22 protein-coding genes are annotated in these 20,024 nt (G+C 58.8%); 9 read left to right on the forward strand and 13 right to left on the reverse strand.

Going from position 1 to position 20,024, the window contains the following annotated elements; translation table 11 throughout:
- Positions 1-40: 40 nt before the first annotated feature.
- From RSF91_RS08010 to RSF91_RS08030, 5 genes are all read right to left on the reverse strand, one after another.
- Positions 41-1,105 carry a c-type cytochrome gene (locus tag RSF91_RS08010; protein WP_332567924.1) on the reverse strand — a complete coding sequence of 355 codons (1,065 nt, stop codon included), beginning with the start codon at positions 1,103-1,105 and terminating at the stop codon, positions 41-43.
- Positions 1,089-2,435, reverse strand: a complete 1,347-nt coding sequence (soxC, locus tag RSF91_RS08015) for a sulfite dehydrogenase (protein WP_332567925.1) — start codon at positions 2,433-2,435, stop codon at positions 1,089-1,091. Before soxC ends, RSF91_RS08010 begins: the two co-directional genes overlap by 17 nt.
- A 55-nt stretch (positions 2,436-2,490) precedes the next feature.
- Entirely contained in the window at positions 2,491-2,811 is a 321-nt protein-coding gene (locus RSF91_RS08020) for a c-type cytochrome (RefSeq protein ID WP_332567926.1), read from the reverse strand.
- A 128-nt stretch (positions 2,812-2,939) separates the two neighbouring features.
- Positions 2,940-3,431: a hypothetical protein gene (locus RSF91_RS08025; RefSeq protein ID WP_332567927.1), complete on the reverse strand. Its 492-nt coding sequence runs from the start codon at positions 3,429-3,431 to the stop codon at positions 2,940-2,942.
- A complete protein-coding gene (locus RSF91_RS08030) occupies positions 3,431-4,438 on the reverse strand; it encodes an MBL fold metallo-hydrolase (RefSeq protein WP_442878824.1) in 1,008 nt (335 codons plus the stop codon). The genes RSF91_RS08025 and RSF91_RS08030 overlap by 1 nt, the downstream gene beginning before the upstream one ends.
- A 160-nt stretch (positions 4,439-4,598) precedes the next feature.
- On the opposite strand from RSF91_RS08030, the gene RSF91_RS08035 reads away from it, so the two are divergent.
- On the forward strand, positions 4,599-5,012 hold the full coding sequence (locus RSF91_RS08035) for a DsrE family protein (protein WP_332567928.1): 414 nt from the start codon (positions 4,599-4,601) through the stop codon (positions 5,010-5,012).
- 56 nt (positions 5,013-5,068) lie between these two features.
- Here RSF91_RS08035 and RSF91_RS08040 read toward each other — a convergent pair whose 3' ends face one another.
- Complete coding sequence (locus tag RSF91_RS08040; RefSeq protein WP_332567929.1) at positions 5,069-5,377, reverse strand: ArsR/SmtB family transcription factor; 309 nt, start codon at positions 5,375-5,377, stop codon at positions 5,069-5,071.
- 239 nt (positions 5,378-5,616) lie between these two features.
- Positions 5,617-6,216 (reverse strand): NUDIX hydrolase, encoded by a 600-nt coding sequence (locus RSF91_RS08045; RefSeq protein WP_332567930.1) that lies wholly within the window; start codon positions 6,214-6,216, stop codon positions 5,617-5,619.
- An 86-nt stretch (positions 6,217-6,302) separates the two neighbouring features.
- Here RSF91_RS08045 and RSF91_RS08050 point away from each other — a divergent pair, with 86 nt between their 5' ends.
- Complete coding sequence (locus RSF91_RS08050) at positions 6,303-7,241, forward strand: MBL fold metallo-hydrolase (protein ID WP_332567931.1); 939 nt, start codon at positions 6,303-6,305, stop codon at positions 7,239-7,241.
- Positions 7,242-7,390: 149 nt separating this feature from the next.
- On the opposite strand, the gene RSF91_RS08055 is transcribed toward RSF91_RS08050, so the two are convergent.
- On the reverse strand, positions 7,391-8,461 hold the full coding sequence (locus RSF91_RS08055) for a 3-keto-5-aminohexanoate cleavage protein (RefSeq protein ID WP_198462168.1): 1,071 nt from the start codon (positions 8,459-8,461) through the stop codon (positions 7,391-7,393).
- Positions 8,462-8,632: 171 nt separating this feature from the next.
- Entirely contained in the window at positions 8,633-8,860 is a 228-nt protein-coding gene (locus tag RSF91_RS08060; RefSeq protein ID WP_332567932.1) for a hypothetical protein, read from the reverse strand.
- Positions 8,861-9,002: 142 nt separating this feature from the next.
- Here RSF91_RS08060 and RSF91_RS08065 point away from each other — a divergent pair, with 142 nt between their 5' ends.
- Positions 9,003-9,140: a hypothetical protein gene (locus RSF91_RS08065; RefSeq protein ID WP_332567933.1), complete on the forward strand. Its 138-nt coding sequence runs from the start codon at positions 9,003-9,005 to the stop codon at positions 9,138-9,140.
- Between the two features lie 26 nt (positions 9,141-9,166).
- Positions 9,167-10,159, forward strand: coding sequence for a Bug family tripartite tricarboxylate transporter substrate binding protein (locus RSF91_RS08070; RefSeq protein WP_332567934.1), 993 nt, complete (start codon positions 9,167-9,169; stop codon positions 10,157-10,159).
- Between the two features lie 82 nt (positions 10,160-10,241).
- Here RSF91_RS08070 and RSF91_RS08075 read toward each other — a convergent pair whose 3' ends face one another.
- Positions 10,242-11,267, reverse strand: coding sequence for an AraC family transcriptional regulator (locus RSF91_RS08075; RefSeq protein WP_332567935.1), 1,026 nt, complete (start codon positions 11,265-11,267; stop codon positions 10,242-10,244).
- 110 nt (positions 11,268-11,377) lie between these two features.
- On the opposite strand from RSF91_RS08075, the gene RSF91_RS08080 reads away from it, so the two are divergent.
- The 4 genes from RSF91_RS08080 to RSF91_RS08095 all read left to right on the forward strand — a co-directional run bounded on the left by RSF91_RS08080 (position 11,378) and on the right by RSF91_RS08095 (position 15,320).
- Positions 11,378-12,289: a TauD/TfdA dioxygenase family protein gene (locus RSF91_RS08080; protein WP_332567936.1), complete on the forward strand. Its 912-nt coding sequence runs from the start codon at positions 11,378-11,380 to the stop codon at positions 12,287-12,289.
- Between the two features lie 14 nt (positions 12,290-12,303).
- The gene (locus RSF91_RS08085) at positions 12,304-12,900 is read left to right on the forward strand and encodes an RBBP9/YdeN family alpha/beta hydrolase (protein WP_332567937.1); all 597 of its coding nucleotides are present in this window, start codon (positions 12,304-12,306) and stop codon (positions 12,898-12,900) included.
- Between the two features lie 97 nt (positions 12,901-12,997).
- Positions 12,998-14,011 carry a Bug family tripartite tricarboxylate transporter substrate binding protein gene (locus RSF91_RS08090; protein WP_332567938.1) on the forward strand — a complete coding sequence of 338 codons (1,014 nt, stop codon included), beginning with the start codon at positions 12,998-13,000 and terminating at the stop codon, positions 14,009-14,011.
- A gap of 187 nt (positions 14,012-14,198) precedes the next feature.
- Positions 14,199-15,320, forward strand: coding sequence for a porin (locus tag RSF91_RS08095; RefSeq protein ID WP_332567939.1), 1,122 nt, complete (start codon positions 14,199-14,201; stop codon positions 15,318-15,320).
- A 149-nt stretch (positions 15,321-15,469) separates the two neighbouring features.
- Here RSF91_RS08095 and RSF91_RS08100 read toward each other — a convergent pair whose 3' ends face one another.
- From RSF91_RS08100 to RSF91_RS08110, 3 genes are all read right to left on the reverse strand, one after another.
- The gene (locus tag RSF91_RS08100; RefSeq protein ID WP_332567940.1) at positions 15,470-15,823 is read right to left on the reverse strand and encodes a Rieske (2Fe-2S) protein; all 354 of its coding nucleotides are present in this window, start codon (positions 15,821-15,823) and stop codon (positions 15,470-15,472) included.
- The gene (locus tag RSF91_RS08105; protein ID WP_332567941.1) at positions 15,792-16,457 is read right to left on the reverse strand and encodes a DsbA family oxidoreductase; all 666 of its coding nucleotides are present in this window, start codon (positions 16,455-16,457) and stop codon (positions 15,792-15,794) included. The genes RSF91_RS08100 and RSF91_RS08105 overlap by 32 nt, the downstream gene beginning before the upstream one ends.
- A 149-nt stretch (positions 16,458-16,606) precedes the next feature.
- Positions 16,607-17,587, reverse strand: coding sequence for a quinone oxidoreductase family protein (locus RSF91_RS08110; protein ID WP_332567942.1), 981 nt, complete (start codon positions 17,585-17,587; stop codon positions 16,607-16,609).
- A gap of 491 nt (positions 17,588-18,078) precedes the next feature.
- Here RSF91_RS08110 and RSF91_RS08115 point away from each other — a divergent pair, with 491 nt between their 5' ends.
- The gene (locus tag RSF91_RS08115; RefSeq protein ID WP_332567943.1) at positions 18,079-19,869 is read left to right on the forward strand and encodes an acyl-CoA dehydrogenase; all 1,791 of its coding nucleotides are present in this window, start codon (positions 18,079-18,081) and stop codon (positions 19,867-19,869) included.
- The last annotated feature ends 155 nt before the right edge of the window (positions 19,870-20,024 follow it).

A 20,024-nucleotide genomic window follows, 5' to 3' on the forward strand; every position in this document is an offset into this window, starting at 1 on the left:
GGTCACACATGCGCTGCGCGCCTGCTTCTTGCACTTCTGTTTAAGGCTTGCTGCCAGCCAGCCACTGGGCGATGACCTTGGCATCAGCATCACTCAACTGGGGCTGAGCCGGCATAGGGATAGAACCCCAGACACCCGAGCCACCGGCCTTGACCTTGCCCAGCACATAGTCCAGCTGGCCGCCGTACTTTTTGGCGATATCGCTAAAGGCCGGGCCTACGATTTTTTGCTCCATGCCGTGGCAGGCAATACAGGCGTTTTTCTCCAGCAGCGCTGTGGGCACGGCAGCTTTAGGGTTTGCGGCGGCAGGTTTTGCCGCCTTGCTGGCCCCGCCATCCGTTTCAATGCCATGCTGCGCACCTACAGATCGGTTTTGCTGGGCCAGATTGCCGTGGTTGTTACTGGCATGCTCAGGCAAGGCTGACCGCACCTTTGGCACCGGCCCGCAGTTGCTCATGCAGGCAGCGGCCTGCACATCGGGCTTGGCATTTTTGCTGAACTCATTGCCCGGCCACAGCGCGTGCTGCGCCGTCATGCCATTGCGGTTAGGCAGCTTTTGCTGCACCTCGGCAATGTTCTTGTCACTGAGTGTGAAGTTTTCAGGCACGACCCCGCCCAGGTTGAGCAGGTAGGCAGTGACGGCATACACCTCTTCAGTGGAGAGCGACTTGGGCGCATTCCACGGCATTGCACGGTTGATGTAATCCCACAAGGTGGAGACCGTGGCCACCTTCATCATGGTCGTGCGACCGGGAAAGGCCGGGTCCTTGAGCCGCGCGGCATGGCCGGTCTTGATGTCATCGGCCGTCGTGCCGCCCACCAGCGGACTGAAGACCTCATTGGACTCACCAAACACACCGTGACAGGAGGCGCATTTAGCCTCCCACACATCCATACCCTTTTGCACCGAACCAGAGCCTGCAGGCAGGCCTTTGAAATCTGGGCGCACATCAATATCCCAGGCCTGCACTTCCTGCGTGGTCGCATTGCGCCCCACACCCGGAAAGCGCTGATCCGGGGTCTTGGTCTGCGCGGCAGAGGTCATGGCAGCCGTGCTCATCACGGCCAGTGCCAGCACGGCCAGAGGTTTACGCAAGCTGAACATTGGCGACCTCCCCGTTAGCGCGTACCGCCCAAGACTGAATGGAGTTGTTGTGATAAATGGAGCGCGTGCCACGCACGGCGCGCAGTTGCTGCGATGTGGGCTGCACGTAGCCGGTGTCGTCCATGGCGCGGCTTTGAATAATGCATTCCTCGCCATTCCAGACCCAGTCCAGATTGAAGCGGGTCAGGCATTTGCTCATCACCGGCCCTTCCAGACGGGCTGTACGCCAGTTGCGGCCACCATCCACGCTCACATCCACACGCTTGACCTTGCCGCGCCCCGACCACGCCAAGCCAGTGATGTTGTAAAAACCCTTGTCCATCAGCATCTGCCCGCCGGACGGAGTGGTCACCACACTCTTGCACTCCTGAATACTGGAGTACTGGCGGTGCTGACCGTCAGGCATCAGATCCACATAGTGAATCGCCTCATCCTTGGTCGCATAAGGCATGTCGCCCACCTCGATGCGGCGCAGATATTTCACCCAGCTCACGCCCTGCACTCCTGGCACAACCAGACGCAGCGGGTAGCCCTGCTCGGGCCGCAGCATCTCGCCATTCTGGCCATAAGCCACCAGCACTTCCCCCGAGGTGATCAGCTCGATGGGGATGGTGCGCGTCATCGACGAGCCGTCTGCCCCTTCGGCCAGAATGAACTTGCCTTTTTTCAGATCCGCCCCAGCCATCTCCAGCAAAGTGATCAGCGGCACGCCCGTAAACTCACTGCAAGACAGCATGCCGTGCGTGTACTGCACTGTGGGCACGGCCACATTGCCCCATTCCATGCCCGTGTTGGCACCGCATTCGATGAAATGAAAGCGAGACACCGACGGCAGTCGCATGATCTCGTCCATGGTGAAGACCATGGAGTTCTTCACCAGACCGTTGATCATCAAACGGTGCTTGGAAGAATCAATGTCCCACCAGCCTTGATGGTGGCGCTCAAAGTGCAGACCACTGGGCGTGATGATGCCGAACAGCGACTGCAGCGGCGCAAACGATACCGATGCCTGCTTGGTCTGTGTCAGACCCGGGCTCTGGCGGCGCTGCACATTGGCTTCGTATTGGGAAGGCTTGCCATAGCCATCCGTCACCACCGCCTGGCCCAGCCCCTTGGTGTGGGCTGGCAGCTCCAGAATATTCGGGTCACCCTTTGCTTGCGCCTGAGCATGCATGGCAACCGTCCCAGCGGCTGCCGTCGCTGCGGCAAAAGCCCCGCGAATAAAGCTGCGGCGGCCCGCCTTGGCTTCGGCAAACACGGTACCAACATCCGCAGGGCGTACAAAGTTCTCGGGGGCCTTGCGCACCGCCCCTGTTATCTGCTCTTGCATAAGCTCCCTTTTTAATAGCTTCAAGCGCACATCGGATATGCGCTACAAGCTGTTTTCATTTGGAGCCTTTAAGAATCCAGGCAGCCAGCAGTCCTGCATCCGCATCACTGAGTACAGGCTGCGCTGGCATGGGTACAGGACCCCACTTGCCCGCGCCACCGGCCTTGATGCTCTTGGCGAGTTGTGCCTGCGCATCGGATTGCGCGGCATATTTTTTGGCCACATCCTGGAAGGCAGGGCCAACCAGCTTCTTGTCCACCGCATGGCAGGCCAGGCAGGCGTTCTTCTGCGCCAGTGCCTGATCGGCTGCAGCCACCGCCGGAGCGACCAGTCCCAACACCACCGTCAAACCACTCATCCAGGATGCAAGCCTCATCTCTTTGTCTCCTTATATTTATATATAAGCATGTTGTTATTTAAAGTATCTGACACAGGTCACGATTTGAAATCTGGCGCTAACCCTCGTTATTCAAATTTAGAACAACGACATCCACTCATCGCAATTCAGCGCTTCAGTACCGCTACACGCGCTGTCTTCATACGCTCATCCAGATAAGCACCGTAGAAGTCTGGGATGGAGCTACCAGCCAAGCGCTCGGCCACTTCTTTATTTCCCGCGCCATAAAAAAGCACAGTGGGTGCCACTTCAATCCCCAGCTGCTTGACCTGGCCGCCATGCGTGCTGACCTTGCCTTGCCAGTCAAGCAAAGGCTCACCGGACAAGAAATGAATCTGCGTGACAAACGCTCCCGCCTGTTGCAACGGTAGCAAGTGATGCTCTCGCACCACCTTGCAGAATGGGCAGCCATGCAAAGTTGCCATCACCACCAGCGGCTGTTTTTTGGCCAGTGCGACAGCCAGATCACGCTGCAGGCTCTGACTGCTGAGCAGCAATTGCTCAGAGGCATCAGGTGCCGCCAAGGCCGGCCCAGCGATGACCGCAAGACTTTGCAGCCAGAGCCTGCGTGTGCCGTGAAAAGCCTCAAGGCGTGGCATCACGGCTTTTCCTGCTCCATCAGCAAGAAGGTGTTGTAGGCGTTCATGCGATTGGCTTCCTTGAACAGGGGGTAGCCTGCAAATTTTGACCAGTCGGTTTTCTGGTAGGCCTCATCAAACGGGTCCAGATTGGCTGCAGCCTTGCCCATGGCATCACGCAGAAACCGCAAATAGTCACGCGTAAGCTGCATGTCTTGGCGCGGATTGTCTGAAGCCGGGCCATGACCGGGAACCATGATTTTGACGGGCAGCTTGAGCAGCTCATCCAGCGCTGCAATCCAGTGGCGACTGTCTGCCTGCCCCACATACGGAATGCGGTTACGAAACACCACATCGCCAATAAAAAGCACTCCGCTTTGCGGCAAAAAGACCGCAGTGTCCTCGGGCGTATGCGCAGGCCCCATGTGCTGCAGCACAAAGCCCACGCCGCCCACCGTCAACTGCGAGCTATCGGCAGTCAGCCACTGGCTGGCTGGCACCATGCGTGTGCTGTCGTTGACCCAAGGCGCTAAGTCTTTTCGCGAAGCATCCAATCGCAGGTGCGCGGTTTCAGAGTTGATGTATTCCCGTGCCTGCGCGTTGGCCACAATCTTTGCGCCCAGCGCCTCAAACACCTGCAGGCCGTAGATATGGTCGGCGTGATAGTGGGTCAGCAGCACATGGCTGATGGGCTTGCTGGTGACCGTTTTGATCTGCTTGACCAGCTCCTCCGCCAGGGCTGGTGAGCCCAGTGCATCAATCACCACCACGCTGTCATTCGTGATCACAAAACCCGCGTTAGAGATGAAGTTGCGATTGGCCGTGCTGCCCAGCGCCGATTCTCCCTGCACAAAGTACACATGGGCAGCGACCTTCTGCAGCCGCATCGCGGAGACATCGGCAAATGGCTGCGTCTTGCTATCAGGTGCGCTGGCGTCATGCGCCGCAGCAGCCCCCACCCATATCAGCGCTGTGCACACCGCAACGTTCACTGCACTTCTTACCCACCTTGAATCGGTCCTTGCCATATGCCCTTGCCTCGCTTGACGGCCAGTGCAGCGGCCCTGCGAGACCCGCACTAGCGCTTGCCCTATTTGTGAATGCTTTTGTCATCACTAATATAAGCAAGTGGCAATATTTAACAGACGGCATCTTCCCTGATGACCTCGAACCCACAGGAGACCCCTCATGAAGCGTCAACTTCTCGCCCTGAGCTTTGCGCTGTGCACCGCCATCGCGGCGGCGCAGGACATCAAGGTGGTCTACCACGTCAACACTGATGTGGAGACAGCCGCAGCCATCCTCAACAACATCAGCAATGAACTCAATGCCTCGCCCACCGACAAGATCGTGGTGGTCACGCATGGGCCGGGCGTAGACTTTTTGCTCAACGGCACCAAGGACAGCAAGGGCCGGGAATTCAGCGGTCAGGTCAGTGCTCTGGCCGGGCGCGGCGTGGAATTCAAGGTCTGCAACAACACGCTGCAGACGCGCAAAATTAACGCATCTAATCTATTGATGGAAACCTCGATCGTTCCCTCAGGTGTTGCCGAAGTCGCCCGCCTGCAGGCCAAAGAAGGCTTTGTCTACCTCAAGCCCTGAGAGACACACCCATGAAAAAAGGCGCTCTTGAGCGCCTTTGCTTTTTGTTTCAGCCGTCAATTCTGCTCAATCGCGATCTGCACGCAGATGGTTCGGCACATGTGCACGACCTTCTCATTGGCAATGAAGTAATAGATGCTGACCCCTTCACGCCTGCGGCCCAGAATGCCGGACTGGTAAAGCGTGTTCAGATGCTGGGACATGTTTGGCTGGGTAGTGTCGATAGCGGCCAGCAGTTCGGACACATTTTTCTCGCCATTGCACAGGGCGCTGATGATCTTCAGCCGCATGGGCGCAGCCATGGCCTTGAACAATTCAGCGGCGCTCTCGAAAACGCGGTCATCCTCAATCTCTGACGATTCCATGGAACACTCCTGAGCACGCTAGGCGCATGCAGCCTCCAACCCGGGGCTGTGTGCACTCATGCCATGGCTGCAGTTTATCGGATGGCCGTGTTTCATTGCATCCTTTGGCACTTCTTGTGCCATAGAACCACAGGCGGTGCATCCTATAAAGAGAACATGCAGCGCTTGTTGCAGCTCAAATATTTAGGGTTTTCTTTCTCAAACTCATATAAATCAAGCACAAGCAGCTATCAAAAAACTCAAACTGCTTTCCAGTCCAGCGCCCACGCACCGCTTTGCACGTTCTGCAGCCACAGGCAGCAGCTCAAGGTTTTAGCGTCTGTCACCTGCCCAGTGCGTACGCCGTCGATCAACTCGGCGGGCGTCATGCTGCAGACGTCAAGAAACTCGTCGGCATCCAGCTGCCGCTCACCTGCCGTCAGGCCTCGGGCAAAGAAGACGTGGATGACTTCGTCGGAATAGCCAATCGCCAGGTGCATGGGGCCGGCGTAAGCCCATTCGCGGGCGGTGTAGCCGGTTTCTTCCAGCAGCTCGCGCTGGGCGCAGAACAGAGGTTGCTCGCCCGCGTCTAGCTTGCCTGCGGGGAACTCCGTCATCACCCTGCCCACGGGGTAACGAAATTGGCGCTCCAGCAGCACGCGCCCGTCATCAAGCAGGCCAATCACCACTACAGCACCGGGGTGCACCACATACTCGCGCGTGGCTTCGCCGCCATGGGGCAGGCGCACGGTGTCGAGCCTTACCTGCAGAAAGCTGCCCTGATGCACAACCTCGCTTTTGATGGGATGCTCAATCAGATGCGCTTCTTTAAGGTGCGCTTCTTTGTCTTGCTGTGTCATTTCATGCCCGCGCTGTGGTGACAGCGTAAAAATAGTCTCGGCCCTAATCTTCGCAGAAGCCTGCTTCACTTTTTGCCACCCACACCATGACACTGACCACTGATCACGCCCCCGTCGAAATACAGCGCCAGCACTTTGGCCGCGTGACCGTGTTTCGCGGCGCAAAGGGCGGCAAGTACCCCGATGGCAATCAAATCATGATTGCTGGCAGCGAGACGCTGGCTGCGCTGGATACACCGCTCGTGGCCAACCATATCGGTGTGGAATTTGATGCCACCGAGCTGGTGGTAATGGGCCATGTGCACGAGGACCATATGGCTGGCCTGAACCGCATCCCTCAAGCCAAAGTCTTTGTGCACCAGGCCGACCTGCCCGCCGCGCAAAGCTGGGAAGGGCTGCTGGCCACCTTTGGCTGGGCCGACGGCGCACTGGCCGAGACCCTGCGCGCCAAGCTGGAGGCCGAGTTCTTCTACGCCCCCAGACCCGATGCCAAGGGATACGAAGATGGCGAAGCCTGGGAGCTGGGCGAGACGAGAATTAGTGCCATTCACATGCCAGGCCACACAGCGGGCCACACCGTACTGCTGATCGAGCCCGAAGGCGTGGCCTTTATTGGCGATATCGATCTGACAGGCTTTGGACCCTATTACGGCGATGCCTGCTCCAATTTAGCGGACTTTCGCCGCAGTCTGGCACGCCTGCCCGAGGTCGATGCCAAGGTATGGGTCACATCACACCACAAAGGCATCTACACCGATCGCCCAGCGTTTTTGCGTGACCTGCAGCGCTTTGCCGCTGCCATTGATACGCGTGAGCAACGTATTCTGGACTGGCTGGCGCAGCAGCCATTGACGCTTTCGCAGATGGTGGAAAAACGCCTGCTTTACCCGCTGGGCTTTGATGCGCCCTGGGTTCTGGGAGCCGAGGCGCGCAGCATCTCTCAACATCTGGATGAGCTGCTGGCGGCGGATCAAATCCAGAAAGAAAACAACGCGGCAGGTGAAGCCATCTACCTTCGGGCATAAAAAATCCGACTTCCAAAGAAGTCGGCAAACAGCTCATTGAATTGGGCAGCCGCTTCATCACGCCCCCACCAGGTCGGTGCGTGCAAGCGCTTCAATAAAGCACAGCGGCCACCATTAGCCTACAGACCCAATCACTTGGGCCTTTTGACTCAGGCTACTGCATCCATAGGCTTGCGCAGGAAGCCCTGGTTGCCGCCGTTGCGGTTGGGCGAGAAGCCGTTCTTGGCCAGCGTTTCGTCAGCCGTTTCATAGAACACGCCGATCTGCTTGATCTCACGGGCCTGCTGGGCGGTGGCAATGGGGCGGCCAAATTCACCGGCGATACGCACCAGCTGCTTGATCTGCTCAACCGTGCTCATCTTGCCAGTGCGTTGCTGGTTCCACAGCACGTCTTCAATACCGCAACGCACATGCAGGCCCAGAGCCATGCCAATCATGTTGATAGGCAGCACGTTCAGCACCGAGCTTTCCACCGTGATGATGGCGTTATCGGGGGCGGCGCGCAGCATATTGGCCAGGTTGTAGATGTTGGCCTGATCCATACCGCCGCTGATGGCAACCCAGTTCATTACCAGCGGGCCCTTGTAGACGCCGCGGCGAATCATGCGCTCGATGGTCTCGAAACTGTTGATGTTGTAGACCTGGAATGCGCTCTGGATGCCCTTTTCGGACAGGCGACGGATATGTTCTTCGATGAAGCTGGGGTTCGAAGGAACAATCATGTCCTTGTAGGTCTTGTGCAGATGGGGGAAGCCACGCGAGACGCCACGGAAGTCGTCTTCACCAGCATGCTCTGTCACGTTCATCTGCGTGGTGTTCACGGTCACGGTCACCTGGTCGGGCACGGGCGTCAGCTCGGCCAGCATGTGGCGGGTGTCATCCGACAGCCACTTGGCTGCGCCGTCCGGACCTTCTGGGGCAAAGCTGATGGAGCCGCCGACCTGAATAATCATTTCAGGCACGCGCTCACGCACACCGGCAATCAGTTCATTGAACTTGGACAGGCGCTTGCTGCCCTTGCCATCGTCTTCACGCACATGCAGGTGCAGCACAGTGGCGCCGGCTTCGTAGCAGTCCACAGCCTTCTGAATCTGCTCTTCCATGGTGATGGGGATGTCTTCAGGGAAGTCCGCAGGAATCCAGCCCGGAGCATAGGGAGCTGCAGTGATGATCAGCGGTTGCTGGTTTTCAGGGTACAGGTGGCCGTCAAGAAAGTTCATGGTTGTTGTCTCCGGTTTGAGTGCGAGGGGATCAGGTTCGGGTCTCTGAGTGCCAGACCATTGCTGATTTGTGAAGCCAGTATCAAACGCAGTTTCCAAAGTCACTTTGCATTTCAAGACACACGCTTTCTCAATCGCGACAACACGGGGAAAGTGTGGGGGAAGGCTGATTTAGCCCATCGTCTGCTCATCAGGCAGGCCTGGAAAGGCCTCCGGTTCAGCACGCATTTCACTCTGAAAAAATTCGTTTTCAGGCACCGCACTCAAGAGCCGTTCAGCCCCTCTTTTTCGCCGCTCTGCATCGGGTAAGTGCGGGGGCATGCAGTCACCAAATGCGAAGTCACAGGCATGAAGCGTTAAGTGCGACTGGTGGCTGCAATCGATCATGAACTCGTGCATTCATACACCTCAGGCACAAGAAAAAAGGGCATGCCAGTCAACCACACGTGGCTCTCAGCCGCTTGACTTGCCACCTTTCACGATAGAGGCCAGCGCTCTCTCAAACTGCGCTGAGCATCAGGAATAAATACAGGAGACATCAATGACAACCGTTGCGACATTCAAGAAAGCCGGTGGCAGCGCCATCGCCCAGATCGAGATCAGCCAGTGCCATGAGCCTGCTTATGCCAAAGAGGCCAAGCAGACCCAGCCCACCTGCTCTTTCATCCTCGCCATCTAAGCGCAGCCACCTTTCAGGAGTTCAACATGCGAAACATTGCTCAAAACCTGCGTTCCTGCGCCGCCGTACTCTGCCTTGGCGTGGTCGCCACAACCGCAGCCCACGCACAGACCCAGCCCTGGCCCACCAAGCCCGTCCGCCTGGTCGTGCCTGCGCCCCCGGGCGGCATCACCGACGGTGTGGCCCGCTTGGTAGCAGACCATTTGCAGACCAATCTGGGCCAGCCCGTGGTCGTGGACAACAAGCCCGGTGGCTCTGCCGTGATTGCCGAACGCGCCGTGATGAATGCGCCCGCCGACTGGCACACGCTGATGATTGCGCCCTCAAGCGTCTGGACAGACTTTCCGCTGACCGTGAAGACGCCTTTTGATGTGCACAAGACCTTCACCTATGTCTCGGATGTCGCCTCCATGGTGCACATGCTGGTAGCCAACAACAACTTCCCACCCAACAAACTGCAGGAAGTACTGGACTACTCGCGCCAGAGCAAAGAGCCCATCAATATCGCCAATCTGAGCCCCGGCACCCGCTCTGACATGCTGGGCGAGTTGCTGAGCGAAAAAAGCGGCCGCAAGATCACCACCGTGCCTTACAAGGGCTCGGCCCCGGCCATCGTCGATCTGATTGGCAACCAGGTTCAGATGACGTTTGAAGTCGTGACCAATGCCGCTCCGCTGATCAAGGCGGGCAAGCTCAAGGCCCTGGGTGTGGTCTCGCCTAACCGCTCACGCCTTCTGCCTGATGTGCCCAGCTTTGCCGAGCAGAACATGCCCGACTTTGTGCTGCCTGATGCCAGCGTGGGCCTGTTCGTGCTGAGCAGCACGCCGGCCGCACTGACGCAAAAGGTTCGCCAGGAGATGGAAAAAATCACGCAATCGCCCAAGTTTCAAGCGCAGTTGAAGGCACAGGGTTTTGATGCGCCCCAGCCCAGCAGCATGCAGGAGCTGCAGCAGAAAATGCTGGCCACGGTGGAGCAGAACCGCAAAATTATGAGCAAGCTCAAAGTCGCCGGCAACTAAGGACTATAGGGGCAGCCGCGCGCCTTTTTCTGAGCGCGGCATTTTTGGTAGTGTGTTCAGCGGGCCCTTGTGGCCCGCTTTTTTATGCCGCGCCGCCAACGCCGCCGGTTGGCGACTTGGAGCGGCTGTCCTTGGCGCTGCAGCCAAACTGGCTCAGATACCAGCGCGAGAAACTGCTGGGAGCGGTAAAGCCGAGCAGCTCGGCCACTTCGGTCAGAGAGCGATTGGTCTCAAACACATAGCGCGCGGCCAGCTCTTTGCGGATATCGTTCATCAGCGACGAAAAACTTTGCTCTTTTTTCGTCAAACGGCGCTGAATGGTGCGCGGCACCACGCCCAGATGCTCGCTCACTTTTTCGATGCTGCAGCGACCGCTGGGCAGCAGCAGCACGATGGTGCGACGCACATCATCCAGCACCGCCTCATCATTGGCAGGTGCCGCCGTATCCAGCAGCTTTTGCGCATAGCGCGCCATGGCAGGGTCGGCAAATTCATTGCGAGTATCCAGATCGGACTTGGCGCAGATGATGCAGTTGAACTCCTGATTGAACTCCACACGCGGGCCAAAGACCAGGTGATGCATGCTCAAGTCCTTGGGTGCAGCATGCTCAAAGCACACCCTGCGCGGCTGCCAGTCGCGGCCAATCAGCTGGCGAATGGCCCGCACGATCACCCCTAGCGCCAACTCAACCCGCTGACGCGTGGGCTCATGGGCGCGGCCAGCCAGCAGCAGCTCACGAATCAGCACCGTATCGGCCTGCTCGTCCACCTCCAGCGTCATGGCGCCGTTCAGCAAGGTCAGGTGCCGCACCAGCAGGTTCAAGGAGTCACGCAGCGTCTCCTGATCCCGAATCAGCAGGCCCACCGGCCCCATGTTGGACAGCAGACGCGAGCGCGCCATGCACAGCGCAAAGCTTTCGTTGCCCGACTGCATGGCCGAGGCCTGCAGCAAGCGCCCCACTTTGTCGACGGGAATCATCAAATCCGGCTCATCAAGCACACCCGGACTCAGGCCCGCATCGAAAAGCATGCGCGTGCAGTTCAACCCCGAGGCAGTCGCCACTGCTTCGTAATTGGTCAGACAGGCTGCGCGGACAAGAGACGCCATGGGTTTCACTTAGTTGGCACTAATTGCAAAGCACCAGTCATCTAATGACAAGCGCTGTTATGAGGTAGTTTTCACACTGGGAAGCATCAATTCTATAAGGAGACTTCACAATGAAAACAGACGTTAGCGCCGCACCCGCCGTTATCCGTTCCAGCTCGTTGACGCGCACTCTGGAGGTCAACCCGCTGACCTGCTCCATTGGCGCAGAACTCTCCAACGTACACCTGGGTGCCGCCGCTGAAGATGAAGGCCTGATGACCGAGATTCGCCAGGCGCTGCTCAAGCACCGCGTGATCTTCTTCCGCGACCAGGACATCACCCGCGCCGAGCATGTGGCCTTTGCCCGCAAGTTTGGTGAACTGGAAGACCACCCCGTGGTCGGCAGCCACCCCGACCATCCCGGTCTGGTGCAGATCTACAAGACGCCCGACAGTCCCATCGACCGCAACGAAAATTCCTGGCACACCGATGCCACCTGGCGTGATCAGCCTCCTATGGGCTGCGTGCTGCGCTGCGTGGAATGCCCGCCCGTGGGTGGCGACACCATGTGGGTGAACATGGTGATGGCCTACGAGAACCTGCCAGACGAGATCAAGACCAAGATCGAGCACCTGCGTGCGCGCCACAGCATTGAAGCCAGCTTTGGCGCGGCCATGCCCATAGAAAAGCGTCTGGCGCTCAAGGCCAAGTTCCCCGATGCAGAGCACCCCGTGGTGCGCATTCACCCTGAAACGGGCGAGAAGATTCTGTTCGTCAACAGCAGCTTCACCACGCACTTCACCAACTACAACACGCCGTCCAACGTGCGCTTTGGTCTGGACAAGTCTCCCGGCTCCTCTCAGTTGCTGAACTACCTGACCAGCCAGGCCATGATTCCTGAATATCAGGTGCGCTTCAGCTGGAAGAAAAACAGCATGGCCTTCTGGGACAACCGCTCCACCCAGCACTACGCAGTCATGGACTACGCCCCTTGCCACCGCAAGATGGAACGCACCGCCATCATGGGCGGACCGACGGATTGAGAAGAAAAAGCGCCATGTCTATGAACCCCACCATTCTCATCATCCCCGGCCTGCGCGACCATGTGGAAGCGCACTGGCAGACCTATCTGGCCAAAGAGCTGCCCAACTGCGTGACTGTGCCGCCGCTGGAGCAGGACAAGCTCAGCTGCCAGGCTCGCCTGGATGCCATTGACCGCGCGCTTGACAGCATTGACGGCCCCGTCCTTATCGTCGCCCACAGCGCGGGCTGCATGATGGTTGCGCACTGGGCGCTGCGCCGCGCCCGCCCCATTCTGGGAGCCGTGCTGGCAGCCCCTGCCGATGTGGAAACCCAGATGCCCGACGGCTACCCCACCAAGGATGTGCTGGCTGACAACGGCTGGACGCCCATCCCGCGCCAGCGCCTGCCCTTTCCCACGCTGTTGGCCGCCAGCAGCAACGACCCGCTGACCCAGCTTGATCGCGCACGCCGCTTTGCCAATGACTGGGGCAGCCAGCTGGTGGAGCTGGGCCCGGTCGGCCACCTCAACCCGGCCTCGGGCCATGGCCACTGGCCTGAGGCCCAGCAGCTGATTCAGGATTTGCTGGCGCAGATTCAAGCGCAGCAGACCGAGCCGGCTGCGCAAGGCTGAAACATCAACCCTAAGATGCAGCACGTGCACCCACCAAAAACAAACCAAGGGTGCGCGTAGCTGGGGAACGAAAGCGCCCCACAGAAGGAGACAAAAAATGAAGGCAACAACACCCGCCTCGCCCGCTCTTGCACTGCGCCGCCGGGGCATGGCCGTGATGCTCGTGACAGCAAGTCTTGCGCTGCCCGCACAAGCACAGCAAGCCGCCGACTGGCCCAGCAAGCCCATACGCATCATCGTCACCGGCCCCGCAGGTGGCACGGCCGACATCCTCGCGCGACTGCTGGCCGAAGGTCTGCAACAAGACCTCAAGCAGCCCGTGATCGTGGAATCCAAGGCCGGTGCCTCGGGTGCTCTCGGCATCCATGAGCTCAAGGCCAGCGGCAAAAGCGGCTATACCTTTCTGGTGATTCAGGATGGTGCGCTGAGTGAAGCTCCGCTCGCCCAGAAAGTCAGCTATGACCCGTTCAAGGATCTGACACCACTGGCGCAGCTCACCCGCACAGGCCTAGTCATGGTGGCCAACAAGGACCTGCCTTTCCAGAATCTGCCGGAATTCATCAGCTACGCCCAGAAACAGCCCGACGGCGTGCCCTTTGCTTCCTATGCCACCGGTTTCAAGGCCCATACCTCGGGCATGCAGCTGGGTCAGCTAGCCAAGATCAATATGCGCCACGTGGGCTACAAGGGCTTCCCCCCCGCGCTGGTTGACCTGATGGGCGGCCATATACCGGTGATGTTTGATGGTGTCACCACCTCGCTGCCACTGATTCGCAGTGGCAAGATCAAGGCGCTGGCGACCATCTACCCCACGCGCCTGCAGGCCCTGCCCGACGTCCCCACCTTCAAGGAACTGGGCTACCCCCAGCTGTCCAAACCCGGCTGGTTTGCCCTGTGGTCCCACCCGCAGACCCCTGCCGCCATTCAGCAAAAAATGCGTGATGCGGCACTGGCTCATTTCAGCAAAGAGGCTGTGCTCAAACAGACTGCCAGCATCGGCATGGAGCCCGGCCTGCCCGTCACCACCGCAGAGATGATCGCCGACCTCAAGGATGCCAGCCAGAAGCAGGCTGCCTTGCTCAAGTCCATAGGCTACAAGCCCGAAAACTAAGACCCCTGCCGGCCATCACGCCCCAGCCCCTCTGATTTCAATCGCTGCCCTGCGCGCCCTAGCGGCAACCAGGCAGCCGCCCCACTGTATCCAGCTTTCCTGGCGTCCGTGTCTGCACGGATGCCGTTCACCTGTGTTTCTCGTCTGTTTGGTTTCACTCTTTTTTTACCGGTTCAAGGAGACATTAATGACTACTAAAAAAATGACTTTCGGCGCCATCGGCGCTCTGGCCTGCACATTGCTGCCATTTGTGCCGCTGGGCGCATCGGCCCAGTCCTCGGTACAGCTCTATGGCGTGGTGGATATGGGCGTTTCGTCCTATAAGGGCGATGGCGCGGGCTCGCGCCAAATGGTGACCTCCGGCGGCAATCAAGCCAGCCGCCTGGGTTTTAGAGGTCGTGAAGACCTGGGTAGCGGCTTGGTTGCCGGTTTCGATATGGAGTCGGGTATCAATGCCGACACAGGAACCGGTCAGCTGACCAACACCAACAACCAAGCCTCGGGCAATAGCGGTGGGGGTGGACTGACCTTCAACCGCAAATCCTTCGTCTATCTGCAAAGCAAGCAATGGGGTGAGCTGCGCCTGGGCCGCGACTACACGCCCGCGTTCTGGAACACGTTTCTCTTTGACCCCTTCCGCGTGGGCGTGGGTGCCAGCACCCATGTGCTGCACGGCACGACGGTCACAGGCTTTCGCGCATCCAACAGCGTTGGCTACTTTTCACCCGGCTGCTCGGGTCCAAGCTGCCAAGGATTTTTCTATCAAGGCATGGTCGCCTTCGGTGAGAACGGCGCAGGCCCTGACCGCCAGGACGGCAATCTTTATGGTCTGCGCGTAGGCTATGGCGGTGAGCAGTGGAATGCCGCCGCCGCAGTGACCACGACCCGCAGCCGCATCGCAGACGACTACACCTCGATGAATATTGCGGCCTCCTATCTGTGGAACGGTCATCGATTCATGGCTCTGGCGGCTGAAAACCGCACTGGCAACCGTCTTGCCGCGGTCGGCAACGCCAATCGCGTTCGTTACTGGCAGCTGGGCGCAGAGTGGAAGGTTGGCAATGGCTCCATTCCCATGAGCTTTATGCGCCTTACACGCAACGACGGCGCCAGCAGCTCTTCGCAAAAGTACGCCGTGGGCTATGTGCACAACCTGTCCAAGCGCACGGCCCTCTACGGCACTTACGCTTACGTCGACAATCGCGGCAGCATCAATCTCCCCGTGGCTTCCGGTGCAGTCAACGGCCCTATCCCCACGGCTGGCGGCAATGCCTCTGGCTTTGACATCGGCATGCGCCACAGCTTCTAAAACGCAATTTTGATAGCAGCCAGCGCAGGCTGGTTGCACGCTACGGCGCAAAAATAATCGAACCCATAAAAAAGACCCGGAACTCATATCCGGGCCTTTTTTCGTTGGCTTTTCGTAGGCTGTGTGGGGCTGCACACCCGCAGCACCCATCACATGACAGTGTCAGGCCGCTTGAGCCAAAGTCGCCCCTCGCGCTCCAGAACCTCGTACAGAGGAATCATCATTTGCGGCGATGCCGTGCACTGCCCGTTCTTGATGTTGAACTTGAGCCCATGCGCTGGGCAAGTCAGCACATGCGCGTCGCAGGCTCCGCTGGCCAAGGATGCGCCTGCGTGCGGGCAGCTGTTTTCCATGGCGTAGAACTCGCCTTCGACATTGAGCAGCAAGATCGTCTCGCCACCCGGTGCAAAGACCAGCTTGCGCCCACCTGGTGGCAAATCCTGCACAGCGCCAGCGGCCAGCAGCGGGGAATCAGACAAGAGATTGGTCTGCAGCACGGGCATGCTCCATGGCGCGCAGCAACTCAGCAGGCGGCACAGCCCCTGTCACTTGCAAGCGCTGGTTGAACACCAGGTGCGGCACGCCCCCTGCGTGACCCAGCTCGCTTTGGTAGCGCACCGCGTCAAAGCTGACAGAGTCCCAGTCCAGCGCAGCCGAATCAGCCAGCTGCTGCAACTCCACTGCTGAGCCAATATCCCGGCCCTGCACAAAGTAGGCGTCAAAGATGGATTCAACAAAGCCGATCATGGCCTCACCACCCAGCTGAGTCTGTGCGTAATTCACCAGCGCGCAGACCAGCCGCGTATTGGGGAAGATCTGAATCGCTGCATGGTTGATTTGCAGGCCTGCAGCGGCGGCAGAGGCGCGCACCTGCGCACGGCGGGCTTCCACCGCCTTGGGGCCACCGAGTCGCGCTTCATAAAAGGCCTGATAAGGCACGCCCTGCTCTGGAATATGGGGCAGCAAGGTGTCTGCATGCCACGCAATCGCAAGCTGCTGACCGGGGTACTTGTCCATCAGCGCTGCACGGGCGGCGAGCAGATTGCGCAGCCCAATCCAGCACCATGGGCAAATCAGGTCCAGCGAAAAATCAACCTGCAACGCAGGTGAGGCGGAAGAGTTGGGGCTTGGTGTCATGGCGAATCTTTTGACGAGATTTTGACGAAATAAGGCGTGAGGCGTGTTCGGTACGCGATCGCACAGGCACAGCCTCCGGCACATGCCCAAAGAAAAAACCTGGCGACAAAAGCGCAGGCTCACCCTGCACTCCTGCCCCAGGCTTGCTTTTACAGCGTGAAGATGGCCGAGCCGACGATCTTGCGACCTTCCAGGTCACGGTGCGCCTGCACTGCGTCTGCCAGTTCGTAGCGCTTGCTGATGTCCACCTTGATGCGGCCTTCGGCCACATGGCTGAACAGCTCGTTGGCCAGCTCTGCACGCTCCACGGGGTCGGCAATATAGTGTGCCGAAGCGGGACGGGTCAGGAACAGCGAGCCCTTGCCAGCCAGAATTTGCGGGTTGAACGGAGGGATAGAGCCAGAAGCCGTGCCCAGGCAAACCATCAAGCCACGTGTCTTCAAGCTGTTGAGCGAGCCTTCAAAGGTGTCCTTGCCCACGCTGTCGAAGACGGCATTCACGCCCACGCCATTCGTCAGCTCACGCACGCGCTTGGCCACGTCTTCATGGCTGTAGTTGATGGTGTGATCGCAGCCATGGGCCTTGGCCACTTCAGCCTTGGCATCGCTGGAGACCGTACCGATCACATTCAGGCCTTCGAGCTTGGCCCATTGCGACACCAGCAGGCCCACACCACCCGCTGCAGCGTGCAGCAAGATAGTGTCGCCCTTCTTGAAGTCCCAGATGCGGCGCATCAGATAAGCCGCTGTCAGTCCGCGCATGGTGATCGCTGCTGCGGTTTCAAAGCTGATGCTGTCTGGCAGGCGAATCAGAGGGGCGGCAGAAATCAGGCGCTCAGTTGCGTAGGCACCAAGAGTGTTTAGCGCGCCGGTGTAGGTCACGCGGTCGCCGACCTTGAAATCCGTCACACCGTCACCCACGGCGGTGATCGTGCCGCAGGCTTCGCTGCCCACGCCAGCAGGCAGGGGCGAAGGATACAGACCGGAGCGGAAATAAGTGTCGGCAAAGTTCAGCGCCACAGCGTCTTGCTTGAGACGGACCTGACCTGGACCAGGTTGACCGACTTCAATTTCCTCTTGGCGCAACACTTCGGGGCCGCCAACTTCGTGATAACGGATTACTTTAGCCATACAAACTCCAGTCAGATACCAAGCGACAGATGATGCAAAAACTGCCTCACCTCGAATAAAAATGAATACAAATCAATAACCTGCTGGCTATTCACCGGTAATTTTCTTATTCAAACTTCCAAGAATTTAGAGGAATTCGCTTTTCACGCATTTCCCGAGAACGCCGGCTTCTTGTCTTTACGCGACAGCAAGGGTAAACACTTAATCATTAAAAATTTACCAGATGTTTTCACTTTGACTGCAAGCTTAGCGCAAGCCTTAAGCACCATATTGCGCATCTGCGACTGCAACTGGGCTTATCCAAGCTCTAGAATCATTCCGTTTACGTAAACGTCAACTTAATAATCAGACTTAAGCTTTACGCTCACAGTCTGGGCATGAAGTCGAAGGAGGAGCGCTGCTGTCATGGCTCGCACCCTCCTGAAAAGCACAACAGAGGCCTGGCCCTGAACCCGCCACCGCATGGACAAACTTTCAAGGAAACCGAGACGATGACCTACACCGCCCCCATCAAAGACATGCTGTTCAACATGGAGCACCTGGCCCAGATCGAGCAAGTCGCTCAGCTCCCCGGCTTTGAAGATGCAGGACTGGAAACAGCTCAGGCGGTGCTGGAAGAATGCGCAAAGCTCTGCGAAACTGTTGTCGCCCCCTTGAATGTGGCAGGCGATCTGAATCCATCGTCGTTCAAGGACGGCAAAGTCACCACCACGCCCGGTTTTGCCGATGCCTTCAAGCAGTACGCAGAAGGCGGCTGGCAAGGCCTGCAGCATCCCACCGACTTTGGCGGTCAGGGCCTGCCCAAGACCATTGGCGCGGCCTGCATCGAAATGCTCAACAGCGCCAACCTGAGCTTTGCCCTGTGCCCGCTGCTGACCGATGGCGCGATTGAAGCTCTGCTGACGGCTGGCAGCGATGAGTTGAAGGCCACTTATCTGGAAAAGCTGGTGACCGGTGAGTGGACCGGCACCATGAACCTGACTGAGCCACAAGCGGGCTCCGATCTGGCGCTGGTGCGCACCAAGGCCGACCCGCAAGGCGACGGCAGCTACAAGGTGTTCGGCACCAAGATCTTCATTACCTACGGCGAACACGATATGGCGGACAACATCGTCCACCTGGTGCTGGCCCGTGTGGCCGGTGCGCCTGAAGGTGTCAAGGGCATCAGCCTCTTCGTCGTGCCCAAGTTTCTGGTCAACAAGGATGGCTCTCTGGGCGAGCGCAACGATGTGCACTGCGTCAGCATCGAGCACAAGATGGGCATCAAGGCTTCGCCCACGGCCGTTCTGCAGTTTGGCGACCACGGTGGTGCCGTCGGCTATCTGGTCGGCGAAGAAAACCGGGGCCTCGAATACATGTTCATCATGATGAACGCCGCCCGCTACGCCGTGGGCGTGCAAGGCATTGCCGTGGCCGATCGTGCCTACCAGCATGCCGTGGCCTATGCCAAAGAGCGCGTGCAAAGCCGCCCTGTGGATGGCTCCGTCAAGGCCAGCGCCACCATTATTCACCACCCCGATGTGCGCCGCATGCTCATGACCATGCGCGCCTTCACCGAAGGCTGCCGTGCCATGGCCACCACGGCCGCAGCGGCCTACGATGCCTCCCACCATCACCCCGACGCCGAGGTGCGTCAGGCCAATGCTGTCTTCTATGAATTCATGGTGCCTCTGGTCAAGGGCTACAGCACTGAAATGAGTCTGGAAGTGACCAGCCTTGGCGTGCAGGTGCACGGCGGCATGGGTTTTATCGAAGAAACCGGCGCTGCCCAGTACTACCGCGATGCCAAGATCCTGACTATCTACGAAGGCACAACAGCCATTCAGGCCAACGATCTGGTGGGCCGTAAAACCGCCCGTGACGGCGGCGAAACCGCCAAAGCCATCGCCGCCCAGATCGAAAAGACCGAGGCCGAACTCAATGCCAGCGACAGTGCCGTGGCCCAAACGGTTGCCAAGCATCTGGCACAAGCCCGCCAGGCCTTTGTACAGGTGGTGGAATTCATCGCCGCACAAGCCAAGACGAACCCCAACGCCGTGTACGCAGGCAGCGTGCCCTATCTCATGCTGACCGGCAATCTGGTGGCAGGCTGGCAGCTGGGCCGTTCGGCTCTGGTGGCAGAGCAGCAACTAAAAAACGGCCAGGACGCGTCATTCATGCAGGCCAAGCTGGCCACTGCGCAGTTCTATGCAGAGCACATCCTGACCCGCGTGCCCGGCCAGGCCGATGCCGTGGTCAACGGCGCCGCTAGCGTGATGGCACTGCCCATGGATATGTTCTGACCCACTTCAGCAAGAACGCTTGAAGCACATTGAGTGCTTCAAAAAAGAGCTGCTAGCGCCCTTTCCATAAGCGCTAGCAGCTCTTTTTATTGCTTAGTTCCGGCGTTGTTGCATAAATCAGTCTGCGCGAGCCGCTAGGCTCGCCGCATGAGCAA

This window comes from Comamonas sp., from assembly GCF_036643215.1.
Taxonomy (GTDB): domain Bacteria; phylum Pseudomonadota; class Gammaproteobacteria; order Burkholderiales; family Burkholderiaceae_C; genus Comamonas.